8 protein-coding genes, 1 tRNA gene and 2 pseudogenes are annotated in these 13,476 nt (G+C 41.2%); 9 read left to right on the top strand and 2 right to left on the bottom strand.

The window, feature by feature from the left end; all coding sequences use genetic code 11:
• Nucleotides 1-76: 76 nt before the first annotated feature.
• The 7 genes and pseudogenes from AB3Y96_RS17355 to arsC all read left to right on the top strand — a co-directional run bounded on the left by AB3Y96_RS17355 (nt 77) and on the right by arsC (nt 6,420).
• Nucleotides 77-152, top strand: a tRNA-Thr gene (locus tag AB3Y96_RS17355).
• Nucleotides 153-770: 618 nt separating this feature from the next.
• Nucleotides 771-2,054 carry a hypothetical protein gene (locus tag AB3Y96_RS17350; RefSeq protein ID WP_367299813.1) on the top strand — a complete coding sequence of 428 codons (1,284 nt, stop codon included), beginning with the start codon at nt 771-773 and terminating at the stop codon, nt 2,052-2,054.
• A 332-nt stretch (nt 2,055-2,386) separates the two neighbouring features.
• Nucleotides 2,387-3,566, top strand: a pseudogene (locus AB3Y96_RS17345) (IS3 family transposase).
• Nucleotides 3,567-3,575: 9 nt separating this feature from the next.
• A pseudogene (locus AB3Y96_RS17340) lies at nt 3,576-4,007 on the top strand (hypothetical protein); the annotation flags it as partial.
• A 279-nt stretch (nt 4,008-4,286) separates the two neighbouring features.
• Nucleotides 4,287-4,637: an As(III)-sensing metalloregulatory transcriptional repressor ArsR gene (arsR, locus tag AB3Y96_RS17335; protein ID WP_072308297.1), complete on the top strand. Its 351-nt coding sequence runs from the start codon at nt 4,287-4,289 to the stop codon at nt 4,635-4,637.
• Between the two features lie 55 nt (nt 4,638-4,692).
• Complete coding sequence (locus AB3Y96_RS17330) at nt 4,693-5,982, top strand: arsenic transporter (protein ID WP_367299812.1); 1,290 nt, start codon at nt 4,693-4,695, stop codon at nt 5,980-5,982.
• Between the two features lie 12 nt (nt 5,983-5,994).
• A complete protein-coding gene (arsC, locus tag AB3Y96_RS17325; protein WP_072308299.1) occupies nt 5,995-6,420 on the top strand; it encodes a glutaredoxin-dependent arsenate reductase in 426 nt (141 codons plus the stop codon).
• 117 nt (nt 6,421-6,537) lie between these two features.
• Here arsC and AB3Y96_RS17320 read toward each other — a convergent pair whose 3' ends face one another.
• The gene (locus AB3Y96_RS17320; RefSeq protein WP_072308300.1) at nt 6,538-8,124 is read right to left on the bottom strand and encodes a bifunctional aspartate transaminase/aspartate 4-decarboxylase; all 1,587 of its coding nucleotides are present in this window, start codon (nt 8,122-8,124) and stop codon (nt 6,538-6,540) included.
• 18 nt (nt 8,125-8,142) lie between these two features.
• Nucleotides 8,143-9,831, bottom strand: a complete 1,689-nt coding sequence (aspT, locus tag AB3Y96_RS17315; protein WP_072308301.1) for an aspartate-alanine antiporter — start codon at nt 9,829-9,831, stop codon at nt 8,143-8,145.
• Between the two features lie 446 nt (nt 9,832-10,277).
• Between aspT and AB3Y96_RS17310 the strand changes: the two genes are divergently transcribed.
• Nucleotides 10,278-12,125 carry an ATP-binding protein gene (locus AB3Y96_RS17310; protein ID WP_072308302.1) on the top strand — a complete coding sequence of 616 codons (1,848 nt, stop codon included), beginning with the start codon at nt 10,278-10,280 and terminating at the stop codon, nt 12,123-12,125.
• Nucleotides 12,118-13,434: a sigma-54 dependent transcriptional regulator gene (locus AB3Y96_RS17305; protein WP_072308303.1), complete on the top strand. Its 1,317-nt coding sequence runs from the start codon at nt 12,118-12,120 to the stop codon at nt 13,432-13,434. The genes AB3Y96_RS17310 and AB3Y96_RS17305 overlap by 8 nt, the downstream gene beginning before the upstream one ends.
• Nucleotides 13,435-13,476 lie beyond the last annotated feature (42 nt).

Genomic DNA, 13,476 nt, shown 5'->3' with positions numbered 1-13,476 from the left:
CCTTGACGCTACTAATGAATTTCACTATCGTGATTCCCGCACTTCAGGCGTTTCCTCAGTAAATATTCCCCTCAGTGCCGATATAGCTCAGTTGGTAGAGCAGCGCATTCGTAATGCGAAGGTCGTAGGTTCGACTCCTATTATCGGCACCATTTCAAACTTTTCTCAAACTTATCAAAGTTGATTTTTTCAGCTATAAAACAGAGTGATAGGTGGTTTTGTACTATTTGAAGTTCAAATCAAGTTGGGTTCTATCGCTACAACGGCTACATGTTGGTTAGCAGAATATGCCACACATGTGGGTAAGTTTTTCATGACATAGGGAGTAACTCTATTTGGATGAAATCATAGCTGGCTCATGTCGATAAGAATCCGATTTGGGGAATGTACAGTACGATTATACATTGCATCAGGTAAGGCAATGATGCAATGGCGCTTAGGCTGTACTTAATTATTAAATATTATGTAGGCTTAAGAGTAAGTTATTTCCGCTGTACAAAATTCATGAAGATTACAGATAAATAAGGAATAAGCCATTTATATTCCATTATTAATTTTTTCTCTTTTATTATAATAATATGATAGCAAAAAATATTTTTGACTACATTTTTCCTTTGTACCAAAAGAGAGTGATTTCTTATGAGCACAGTACTGATTAGCCAGTAAAATTAAATATTTTAATTATCCGAAGGGTGGGGACGATTCATATCAGTATTTCGTGACGAAGATTATGTTATCAATGATACAGTGATAGTACTATCGGAATTTCAATGAGTAAACTTTTGCGGGTGAGTATGAACAAGGAAATTAATATATTAAAGCAGTTGAATGAAATAGGAAATGCATCATCATTTAGTGATGCATTGGGGCAGTATGAAGATTTCAAAAGTGACTTGAAAGAGTGGCGGATAATGTATTCACACGAATCCGCTGATGGACCATTCTATCTACCCAAAAAAGAACTATCACCAAAATGTTATCTCTTAACACCATTTAAAGGAAATTCCATATTCGTTATTGATAAAGAAGTTATTGAGACGAAAGGTATAACTGAGCATTTCATTTCAACGGCGATATATGTTGATAGTAATGCTGCTAGTTATATTCGCTCATTTGCCTATGAGGCTGAACCATCAGAAAGAGTTTTTCAAATCTGTAGTTCTATATCTAAAAACATATCTCAAGATAGTATTAATACATTAAATATGGCCTTGTATCTTTCTGAAATAGAAAATAACCTGAAAGAAACTAATATTAATAAAGTTAGAGAAACAGTCTCTTCATTAAAATCTATTTCCATGGTGAACTCTCAATTTGATTCATCGTGGCGGGATATATTTATACGTAAATATAAGGCGGCAGCTGAAAGGGAGGCAGATAATCTTCTATTTGACTACTATAACAAAGATGGAAGCCCGTTTGGTCAATTTTCGAAAATAGTAGACCTGATGGAGCTACTGTTACTGAAGGTAAAAATAATTGAATATAGTTCCAAACGTTCTTCTGAGAATAAATTATTGGAACTTTTATCTGTTATTGATAAAGAAATATCTATTTTTATGCCAAAGGAAATAGCCGTTTGTGTTGATATTCTTTTCTATAAAAACAAGCTAAAAATAACTAGAAAACTCAATGGTCTTACAAATATACCTGAACCTCTTCAATTGGTTAGAAATTGCGCTATGGATTTATTTATGGCGAGGATGTTAGATTTGTTGACCAATACTATTGGTGACAAAAATAATACACAGTTTCATCTCGCACAAATATTAACTTGCGATGTTGATGTTTGGGATATATTGAACCTCACTGGACTCTCCGCTATTGCGGTTCACAGAGAGTCACATAAAATGCTTCCAATTTATAGTGATGATTTCACAAGGTGGATATTTGATACTCTTGGAGATAAAAAACTTGAGAGTATATCAAGAATGTTTACACCTCAAGGTATGGTTGAAAGAAAAAAAAGGCGCTCTCACAATGAGATCCAAGATAGCCTGCATAGATCTCGTCAAGAGTTAGTTCAAATTTTAATAAGAAAAAGAAAAATATGATGTCATTTAACTCCTAGGTGCAACAGTTTTGTTATATATCTATGCATTGTTTATGGCTGACCCCAACACACTGAAAACTGAAAATATCGGAGACCAAAAACTTTCGCTCCTCGCCCATAACAGAGCGAATGCTCTTTCATTCCAACAGTTGCGAGTACTGGTTTCTTTATGTGCCATGAAATGGGGAGAAGAACACTCAAACTCGAACTATTGCCCATTTATATCTTAAGTTCTGGCATGTTGGTGCCGATAGTTAAAGTGAAGTGGAATACTAAATCTGGCCACCTGAATAGAGGTGATATCATCGCCTCATAGTCAAAACAGGTGACATTATGACCGGACGTAACAGACGCAATTTTAGCCCCGAGTTTCGCCTCGAAGCTGCCCAGCTTGTACTCGATCAGCACTACAGCGTTGCCGCCGCTGCAACAGCAATGAATGTCGGTAAATCCACGATGGATAAATGGGTTCGCCAGCTTAAAGAAGAACGCGCAGGGAAATCCCCAAAGGCCTCTCCGATGACGCCTGAGCAACTTCGCATTCGTGAATTAGAAAAACGACTACAACGTGTTGAAATGGAAAACGATATATTAAAAAAGGCTACCGCGCTCTTGATGTCAGACTCCCTGAACAATTCTCGTTAGTTGAGAAACTCAGGACGCGGTTTCCTGTTGCCTTTATTTGCAATGTGTTCGGGATCCATCGCAGTAGCTATCGGTACTGGCTAAGCCGACCGCAGAAACCTGATGCAAAACACATCGTTATACTTAGCCTTAGTTCGTGAAGTTCATCATGCCAGTAATGGCTCTGCGGGGGCCTGGAGCATTGCCGATATGGTCAGCGCAAAAGGTGTTCCGTTGAGTCGCTGGCGGGCCAGTAAGATAATGAAAGAGCTGAATATTATTAGTTGCCAGCAACCGGAGCATCGCTACAAAAAAGCCACAAAAGAGCATGTGGATATCCCTAATCATCTGGATCGCCAGTTTGCAGTAACGGAACCTAATCAGACCTGGTGCGGCGACGTGACCTACATCTGGACGGGCAAACGCTGGGCTTATCTGGCGGTTGTTCTGGATTTATTTTCTCGCAAGCCAATAGGCTGGGCGATGTCGTTTTCTCCGGACTCAGTTCTGACAGGAAAAGCATTAACGATGGCCTGGGAAACCAGGGGAAAACCGGCTGACGTTATGTATCATTCTGACCATGGGAAGTCACTATACCAGCAGGGAATTCAGACGGTTATTGTGGCGTTATCGTATAAAGCAAAGCATGAGTCGACGAGGGAACTGCTGGGACAACAGCCCAATGGAACGATTTTTCCGCAGCCTGAAATCAGAATGGGTCCCGAACTGTGGATACGCTAATTTTAGCGAAGCAAATAGATCAATAACGAATTACATCATTGGTTATTACAGCCAGCTCAGACCCCACCAATATAACGGTGGCTTAACACCCAATGAATCAGAGCGATTGTTCTGGAAAAACTCTAAAACTGTGGCCAGTTTTTGTTGACCACTTCAAAGCAGCTCTCTGATGGGGCGTATAACTCTTGATGAGCTTCAACACCTACTTCTAAAAGAAGAGACAGATATTGCTCCTGAGCATGCAGGTATCGCTTTTCTTCTTAACAGTACATACAAGTCCGGTATGAGTGCATTGGAATTATACGAGGCTACGCGTGGCATCTGGTCGAGAATTCCTAAAGACGAAAGTCTTAAATTTGCTTACGCAACTTATGGCGGTCTTATTATGGAAGTCTACGAAATACAGTGCTGGTTGAAAGCGGGTTCTCAGCAGTATTTTACTCGTGATTTAACTATCAACAGTGATACTAATCGCTCTGAGTTTGTAGGAAGGATCGCAGCTAAAGAAATAAGAGATAAATATGTTGGCAAACTAATTAAAAAGCCTCGTAGCCATGGAAATCCGTTTGTTAAAGTTGGGGGTGTTTAAAGTTCTTAATAAAGCGAGGAGCTCCACCATTTTGCTACAAGTACAATGCCCGCCATTTGCTTGTAGCTCCGTAAAAAACACTCATCTTCCAAATCTTACTTTTAATCACGGCTCTGCTAGCATATTGGCTCCGGGCCGCAAAAGATCCGGCCGTTAAACCCCACCAAAAATAATTTGTCACCCCACCTAATCTCGGCTAACAAACATATGCTTTAACGAATGTATCATTGATTTTATCAACCTGAAGAGTATCCTGCTTTCAAATATTCAGGAGGAACGATGCCGCTAGCTAGCCTACAACTCTTCAAAAATTTATCTGATGAAACTCGTCTGGGTATCGTGCTATTGCTGCGAGAGATGGGAGAACTGTGCGTGTGCGATCTGTGTACCGCGCTAGAACAGTCACAGCCAAAAATCTCTCGTCATCTGGCGATGTTACGAGAAAGTGGGCTGTTACTGGATCGCAAGCAGGGGAAGTGGGTTTACTATCGTCTATCTCCACATATGCCTTCTTGGGCGGCTCAGGTTATTGAGCAGGCTTGGCTAAGCCAACAGGACGATATTAAAGCTCTTGCTCGTAAGTTGTCCGAGGCTAACTGTTCAAGCAGCGGCAAAGCTGTCTGTATCTAAAAAATTTATCTAAACATATATGTTTTAATGAATGTAAATTCTGGGGGGATATTTTATGTTACTGGCAGGCGCTATTTTTGTCCTGACCATCGTTTTGGTTATCTGGCAGCCGAAGGGATTAGGGATCGGTTGGAGCGCTACGCTGGGCGCGGTACTGGCATTGATTTCTGGCGTGGTGCATTTAGGTGATATTCCTGTGGTGTGGAATATCGTCTGGAACGCTACGGCAACGTTTATTGCCGTTATCATCATTAGCTTGCTCTTAGATGAATCCGGCTTTTTCGAATGGGCGGCGCTGCACGTTTCTCGCTGGGGCAACGGTCGTGGCCGTTTGCTGTTTACCTATATTGTTTTGCTGGGCGCTGCCGTCGCGGCGCTGTTCGCCAACGATGGCGCAGCGCTTATTTTAACGCCGATTGTGATCGCCATGCTGTTGGCGCTTGGCTTCAGTAAAAGTACCACGCTGGCATTCGTGATGGCCGCGGGGTTTATTGCCGACACCGCCAGCCTGCCGCTTATTGTGTCGAACCTAGTGAATATCGTTTCGGCGGATTTCTTCCATCTGGGATTCACTGAATATGCGTCGGTAATGGTGCCGGTGGATATTGCCGCGATTACGGCCACGCTGGTGATGCTGCATTGGTTCTTCCGCAAAGATATCCCACCAACCTATGATCTAAAGCGCCTTAACGAACCCAACAAAGCAATTAAAGATCCGGCAACGTTCAGAACTGGCTGGGTAGTTTTAATCTTGCTGCTGGTCGGCTTTTTTGTGCTTGAACCGCTCGGGATCCCAGTTAGCGCCATTGCGGCGGTTGGCGCCGTTGTTTTGTTTGCGGTGGCGAAACGTGGCCGAGCCATTAACACGGGCAAAGTTCTGCGCGGTGCGCCTTGGCAGATTGTGATTTTTTCGCTCGGGATGTATCTGGTGGTTTACGGCTTGCGCAACGCTGGATTAACGGAATACCTCTCCGGTGTGTTGAATGTGCTGGCTGATAAAGGCCTTTGGGCCGCGACGTTTGGCACAGGATTCCTGACGGCTTTCCTCTCTTCCATCATGAACAACATGCCGACGGTGCTGGTTGGTGCTCTCTCTATTGATGGCAGCACTGCGTCCGGTGTGATCAAAGAGGCGATGATTTATGCCAACGTGATTGGTTGCGATTTAGGGCCTAAAATCACCCCGATTGGCAGCCTAGCAACGCTGCTGTGGCTACACGTACTTTCACAGAAGAACATGACCATCACATGGGGATACTATTTCCGCACCGGGATTATCATGACTCTACCTGTGTTGTTTGTAACGCTGGCCGCGCTGGCGCTACGCCTCTCTTTGACTTTGTGATGAGATACTGACATGAGCAATATTACGATTTATCACAATCCGGCCTGTGGCACGTCGCGTAACACGCTGGAGATGATCCGTAACAGCGGTGCTGAGCCGACTATTATTCACTATCTTGAGAACCCACCTTCACGCGATGAGCTGGCTAAACTTATTGCAGATATGGGCATTTCAGTGCGAGCTTTGCTACGTAAAAACGTTGAGCCCTATGACACATTAGGTCTTGCCGAAGAGCGTTTTACCGACGATCAGTTATTCGACTTTATGCTGCAGCATCCGATTCTAATTAATCGTCCAATTGTGGTAACGCCGTTGGGTACTCGGCTGTGTCGTCCTTCAGAAGTGGTTCTGGATATTCTTCCTGAGGTACAGAAAGGCACTTTTATCAAAGAGGACGGGGAGAAGGTTGTGGATGACACAGGTAAACGTATCGGATAAACATTAAAGTAAAAAGAATCCATATCACGTGGATTCTTTTTATGGGAATTTAATTTAAGAACAAAAAAAAAGCACCTCCAGTGGAGATGCTTTATTAATTTGAATTTATACAAAGTATCAGCTAATTGCGAGATACTTATTATAATATTCCTTGGCCATTTCACGCAGCATCCGGCCTATCTGAGCATATTGATATTCATTCAGATTCGCCAGAGATGCCCTAGCGGATGGGTGCTGGCTACCAAATCCTTTACCTGGCAGCAAAATGATCCCCGTTTCTGTCGCGATGCGGAAAAGAAGTTCATTATGCGAGAAGTTTTTACGAAGCCACTGGGCAAAATCAGCGTTATAAAGCTGAGTGGCAATCGACTCTAAATCCAGCAGCGTATAATAATCAACAGACTGACCATCCTGAGGAACTTCAACGCCTAGCTCGCGGTAAAGTGCACATTGGCGCTGGCGGATCACTTTCTTGAGGATCTGTTTGTATTGATCGTTCTCATCCATTAGAGCAAATAGGCTAAACATAACCATCTGAATCTGCTGTGGCAACGACAAGCCTGCAGTATGATTTAACGCTACAGCACGACTATCAGCAACAAGGCGATCGATGAAATGCAGATCTTCTACATTGGTAATAATTGATGAGTAACGCTTATGTAGCTCCTCTTTAATGTCTTTAGGCATAGCGGAGAGCTTATCATCAAGGACATTATTTTTATGTGTCGCGATAGCTCCTAAGCGCCATCCTGTTGCACCAAAGTATTTCGAGAATGAGTAAACCAGAATGGTGTTATAAGGGCATACCGCAAATAATGACTTGAAATCATCTGCAAATGTACCGTAAACATCGTCGGTTAAAATAATCAGATCTTTTCGCTCATTGCTGACAATAGAGCTAATCTTCTGTAGGCAACGGTCATCTAATTTAACCGAAGCAGGGTTACTTGGGTTAATACAGAAGAAGATTTTAATATCTGGATCTTTCAGTTTATCAAGTTCTTCATCACTGTACTGCCAGTTGTTTTCTGGCTCAGCATTAATTGGCACGATCTCCAGTCCATACTCTTCTAACTGTGGGATCTCGATGTAAGGTGTAAACACCGGCATGCCGATTGCTACTTTATTACCCTTTGAAAGCAAGTGGTTTTCTTTCAACGTATCAAAGATATATGCCATCGCCGCAGTCCCGCCTTCAACAGCGAAAACTTCAATGTCATCGGTAGACGCATCGCTGCCGGACATTTCGCGCAATAAATAATGGCGAACAATTTGCTCACTGATAGTCAGCATGCGAGAAGGAACCGGATAATTACATCCAAGAATACCTTCAACCATTTCTTGGATGAAATCTTTTCCAGAAAGACCTAGCTGATCTTTTACATAGCTAAATGAATTGCGCAGGAAGGAAATTTCAGGCAGTTGTGAATTATCACTGATGAAGCGCTCGAAGCGTTCCAGCATACCTTCATTATCAGGAATACCACCGATATCTTGCTTCATATATGAATACGATAATTCAGATTCACTACAAGCAAACAGCCCTAATTGGAAGAACGCGAGGCGTGGTAGTGTAGCCAAAAAGTTTGGATTGCCACGCCCTGCATTCAACATTGTTTTATTTTTATTACCTGAGGCATGTTTAATCAGTTCATCTTTTAATTCAAATGGACTAAGTTGAGCAAGTTCTTTAAAGTCAGTCATAATTATCTCTATTAATGGTTAAACAAAAGCAACAACTAATGGCCCAAGCAATGTAAGGAATACATTTGCAAGCGCGTATGTGATAGCAAAAGAAACGGTTGGTACAGAATTACCTGATTTTTCTAACACCTCGCCAAAAGCAGGATTGGCACTTCTTGTTCCAGATAGAGCTCCTGCAAATATCGCGGTATTGTCATAATGTAAAATATATCGGCCAACAAGCATGGTAATTAATAGTGGGATGATGGTGACTGCGACACCGATCATAAATATGGATATTCCACTTTGGGCAATAGTGCTAATAGCTTGCTGCCCTGACTGAAGCCCTACTACAGCAACAAATCCAGCAAGTCCTAAGTCTTTTAACAACGTTGATGCTGGTGTAGGCATATTTCCCATCACCATATGGCGTGATCGGTACCAACCAAAAATAAGCCCAGAAAATAGTGCGCCACCACCTGCTCCTAATGTGAGAGGGATAGAGCCAATATGAACAACGGCAAGGCCAATCAGCAGGCCAGCTGCAATCCCAATTCCATGGAATAGAAGATCTGATTTTTCACTAACGCTGATTACTGGGCCAACTTCTTTTGCAAAGCGCTGGATATCTTCATTAACGCCGTAAACGGTGACAACATCACCAGACTTGATGAGTGTTTCACCAACTAAAGGAAGTGATCCTTCTCCGCGTTTGAGGTGCAAGAAATAAATACCATGGCGCAGCTCCTGAGTGGCTGTGCTGGAAATGTATGCAATCTTTTTGTTCGTATACGCTTTATTGGTAATAATGATGTCTCGGGTGGAAATAACGACTTCCATCCCATCATTATCTTTAGTTTCAGGGCCGACTATTTCATCCAGCTGCACTACGCTACTGCGGCGACCAACAACGAGAATAATATCGCCCTGCTCTAGAATCGTTTCACCGCTTAAGCCAATGATAACGCCTGAGCGCTTAAGTCTTTCAACGGTAATCTTTCCTTCAGTAGCGGATTTCTCTAGTTGAGAAATTGACATCCCTACCGCTGATGTAACTTTGAAGACTCGGCCTACAATATTAGGAAGTGCAGGTGCTTCGCCAAATCCATAATTTCTAGCGCCATTTAATAGCGTTGCCTCTGCCTTAATGGCATCCTCACGTAAACCTCGACGCATAAACCATGGAAGAATGTTTACGCATATAATAATTGCGCCCAACGAGCCAAATATGTAGGTGACAGCATATCCGATAGCAACATTGGCCTGTAAATGCTGGGATAATTCAGGTGAAAGGCCTAGCTTTTCGATGGCCGAGCTAGCCGTCCCGATAATAGCTGATTGAGTCAGCGCCCCGGCTGCAATACCTGCTGCTGTTCCCTTATCCAGATCATACATTCTTGCAAGAATGATAACGGTGAGGAGTCCGCTCACGGCCATGACAATAGCAAGTATGATTTCTCTTATCGACTTCAAACCTAGAGATTTAAAGAACTGAGGCCCACTTTCAAAGCCAACTGCATAAATAAATAGAGCAAAAAGAACAGCTTTAATGCCGTCATCAATGGTTACACCGAATTGACTTAAAGCAACAGAGATAACAAGTGCTCCGGCAACACCACCAAGCTGAAATTTACCGAATTTGAATTTCCCTATCCATGTACCAATAGCTAGAGAAAGAAATAACGCTATCTCCGGAGACATTTGAAAAATTGAATGAATTAAAGACACACGACAACCCTCTTTAAAAGAGAACGCAGTTATAAATAAAAAATTATCATCTCTACGAATAATTTTTATAAAGACACATTGAAGAATCAGTTCACTACTCTTCAATGGCGCTGAGTATATCTAGTGATATTTGTTTTTCCTTGTGATCTAAATCAATTTTACTTCGGGTTATTTAATATTAGTTGCTATATTAAAATAACTTCTCCGGTAATCCGAAATAATGCTTTTTATTGTTTCCGAATATTCGAATTGTTTGATTATTTATTTTTTTAAATGATATTTGTTTTTTTAACTTATCTACGCTGAAAATGCACATACTTGCTTGAGATGAAATTACCAAAGATCCGTTAATATTTCGTTTACCCTTTGTGTGGTATTATCGTAAAAGTCGTTTTTTGTTTTAAATTCATGCTATTAAGCATGTATGACCCTATGAGATAAATAAAATGCCACAGCAGCACCGACGGATTTTGCCTGATCCTAAGCGACAGCAATTTATTTTAATAATTATTATATTTTCCGCGGTGTTGATATCTGGCTGCTATATCATAATAAATGAAGTAAAAAACCAGAAAAAGCTTTTGCGACAACAACTTAATGATATGGGGTTGGCGCTAAATCTTAGTATAAAGCGTTACGAATTTATGCCATATTCATTATCTCATGATGACAATATCGTCAGTTTTCTAAGACAAAAAAACGACTGCAAGCAAGCTAAGGAAATGAATCAGTATTTAATGTCTATTCAAGCACGTACAAGTGCTCTCTCGATCTATATTATGGATAATGACGGGGTTATTGTTTCCTCAAGTGATTTTAGTCGATGTGATAGTGCTATTGGCTTTAATGTGTCACATAGACCTTATTTTGTAAATTCTGATTCAAAAAAGACAATTGGATACTTTGGCGTTGGAGTTTCAAACTCGATCCCTGGCTATTTCTTGGTAAATTCAGTTATTTGGAATGGTGTAAAGATAGGCGCAATTTCGGTTAAGGTAAATCTTGATGCGCTTATCAATGCGAGAAATGGAAGCGGAGAGACAATTCTCTTAGATCAGCATAATGTTATTGCGAGCTCTAGCAATTCGAGCTGGTTTTATCACTCACTAGAACCTTTAAATTATTCACAGCGCCAACAAATATCAGAAGAAAATAAATATCGTGTCGATTTTATTCCAAAGCTCGATTATCGGACAATCATAAAAAATGCGGGTGGCTTAGGCATTGTTAATGTTTCTGGTTCCTATTATATAAAAAGTGAAATTTATATTAAAGGCATTAATATGATACTAGTGCGACTTTTACCAATAGGCACTATTTTTCATACACTGTGGCCTATGATTGGAATGATTATCGCTTTATTTGCCCTTTGCACAATATCCTTGCGGATGATTACTCAACGGAATCAAATTCTTTGGCTTAAACTAGAGAATCAACAAGCTTTACAAAAGGCAAATAGAACGCTTGAGAATCTTGTAATGGTTAGAACCTATGAACTTGACAAAAAAACAAGAAATTTAGAAGTTGAAATAAAAGAAAGAATTAACAGTGAAAATATACTCCGAAGCATGCAAAAAGAGTTGCTTCATAACGAAAAGCTTGCGGCTATTGGTCAACTTTCTGCTGGGCTTGCCCATGAAATTAATCAGCCATTAGCGGCAATTAGTATGATATCGGCGAATGCTATGCGTTTTATCGAGGTAGGGGACTGGGATGAGGCGAAAGCGAATTTAGAGCGAATTGGTCGATTAGTTGATTTTATAGGTCAGTTAAGTAACCAGTTGCGCACTTTCTCAAGGGTTGGCGATGACTCTGTAAACTCAGTGTCTTTAAAAATCAGCATAGACAACGCGATGTTATTACTAAGCCACCGATTTAAAACAAACAATTTCACTTTTACTCGCATTCCTCCACCAAGTGAAGTCTATTGCTTATGTAATAATATTAGGCTTGAGCAGGTGCTGGTCAATTTAATCAGTAATGCGCTTGATGTTGTGTCGAACGGAAATGCGTTAGGACGTATAACAGCAAAGTGGTATCAAGATGATGATTTTGCTGTAGTTGAAATAGAGGATAATGGCCCAGGCATCGCACTAGATGTGATCGAACATATATTCGATCCTTTTTTTACAACAAAAACCTCACATGGTTTAGGGCTAGGTCTTGCTATTTCTGCTGATATTATTAAATCATTTAGAGGCTCATTATCAGCAGTTAATGTCGAAAATGGCGCACGTTTTGTGCTTCGCCTACCATTAGATAAAAATTGTAAATTGGAGAACATTGATGACTGATATTGACGTTTTAGTTATTGAGGATGACAAAGATATTCAACTTGCCTGTGTTCAGGCGCTTAAATTAGATAATAAACGGGCAATTGGAGTTGGTTCTGTCGAAGAGGCCCGTTTCTTACTGCCAGCGCTAAAGCAACACGGTATTATTGTAACGGACATGAAACTACCCGGAATGAGTGGTTTTGAATTCCAGAAAGAGTTTAATGCTACAGCTCCAGAGGTTCCTATCATCATTATTACTGGTCATGGTGATGTGGAAACTGCGGTAGAGGCTATGCACAATGGGGCTTATGATTTTTTGCAGAAGCCTTTCAGTCCTCGGCAATTACTCAATATAGTACATCGTGCTCTTGATAAACGTCGTCTTATACATGAAAACTATCAATTGCGCCGAAAGCTTGCTGATGCAAGTGCGCTTGAGACACGTCTTATTGGGAATTCATCGGCTATATCTGAGGTTCGAGAGACGATTAAAGATATTGCCATGACGCCAACAAATATTTTGATTTATGGTGAAACAGGATCTGGTAAGGAGCTTGCCGCGCGTTGTATCCACGATCTTAGTGGGAGGTCAGGCCCTTTCGTCGCACTTAATTGTGGTGGACTACCTGAATCATTGTTTGATAGTGAGATTTTTGGCCATGAGTCAGGTGCCTTTCTTGGTGCAACGGAGAGGCGGATTGGAAAGCTAGAATACGCAGATCAAGGGACGTTGTTTCTTGATGAAGTGGAGAGCATGCCTTTCAGTATGCAGGTTAAGTTTTTACGAGTTTTACAGGAGCGACGTTTTGAGAGACTAGGATCAAATAAAACTATCCCCGTCGATATTCGTATTATAAGTGCAAGCAAAACTAACTTAGTCGAACTTAGCAAAAATAATCTTTTTCGCCCCGACCTTCATTTTCGACTCAGCGTTATCAACCTCAATTTACCAGCATTACGAGAGCGTATTGAGGATATCCCACTACTTTTCGATCTTTTTGTTACTCAAGCATCAACATGTTTTGGTCGACCAGCACCTGAAATTAAGGCCGCATTGCTCCATGAGCTAATGGCTGGTCAGTGGCCTGGAAATATTCGTGAGCTGCGAAATTATGCAGAGCGGTTTGTTCTTGGCATCAGGGACGAAAATAGCATGGTGCTGGGCAATAACGCTACATCTCTCATTCATATGGTAGAGCATTTTGAGAGAAGCTTAATTATTCTTGAAATAAGCCGTCAAGGCGGAAGTTTAACTAAAACAGCGGAAGCATTGAAAATACCTAAAAGCACACTTTCCGATAAGATTAAGAAGTATTCTTTAAAATAACGGTGATTATAGCGTTTTTGTTAGGATAGTCCTTGTTAGTTG

The organism is Hafnia alvei (genome assembly GCF_964063325.1).
GTDB lineage: Bacteria > Pseudomonadota > Gammaproteobacteria > Enterobacterales > Enterobacteriaceae > Hafnia > Hafnia alvei_B.
Note: the sequence above shows the minus strand (reverse complement) of the source record. Positions and strands in the feature narration are given on the sequence as shown.

Bases quoted from the DNA above. Each gene is read 5' to 3' on its own strand.
- AB3Y96_RS17350 (WP_367299813.1), top strand. From the start codon at position 771: ATGAGTAAACTTTTGCGGGTGAGTATGAACAAGGAAATTAATATATTA.
- arsR (WP_072308297.1), top strand. From the start codon at position 4,287: ATGCCGCTAGCTAGCCTACAACTCTTCAAAAATTTATCTGATGAAACT.
- AB3Y96_RS17330 (WP_367299812.1), top strand. From the start codon at position 4,693: ATGTTACTGGCAGGCGCTATTTTTGTCCTGACCATCGTTTTGGTTATC.
- arsC (WP_072308299.1), top strand. From the start codon at position 5,995: ATGAGCAATATTACGATTTATCACAATCCGGCCTGTGGCACGTCGCGT.
- AB3Y96_RS17320 (WP_072308300.1), bottom strand. From the start codon at position 8,124: ATGACTGACTTTAAAGAACTTGCTCAACTTAGTCCATTTGAATTAAAA.
- AB3Y96_RS17310 (WP_072308302.1), top strand. From the start codon at position 10,278: ATGCCACAGCAGCACCGACGGATTTTGCCTGATCCTAAGCGACAGCAA.
- AB3Y96_RS17305 (WP_072308303.1), top strand. From the start codon at position 12,118: ATGACTGATATTGACGTTTTAGTTATTGAGGATGACAAAGATATTCAA.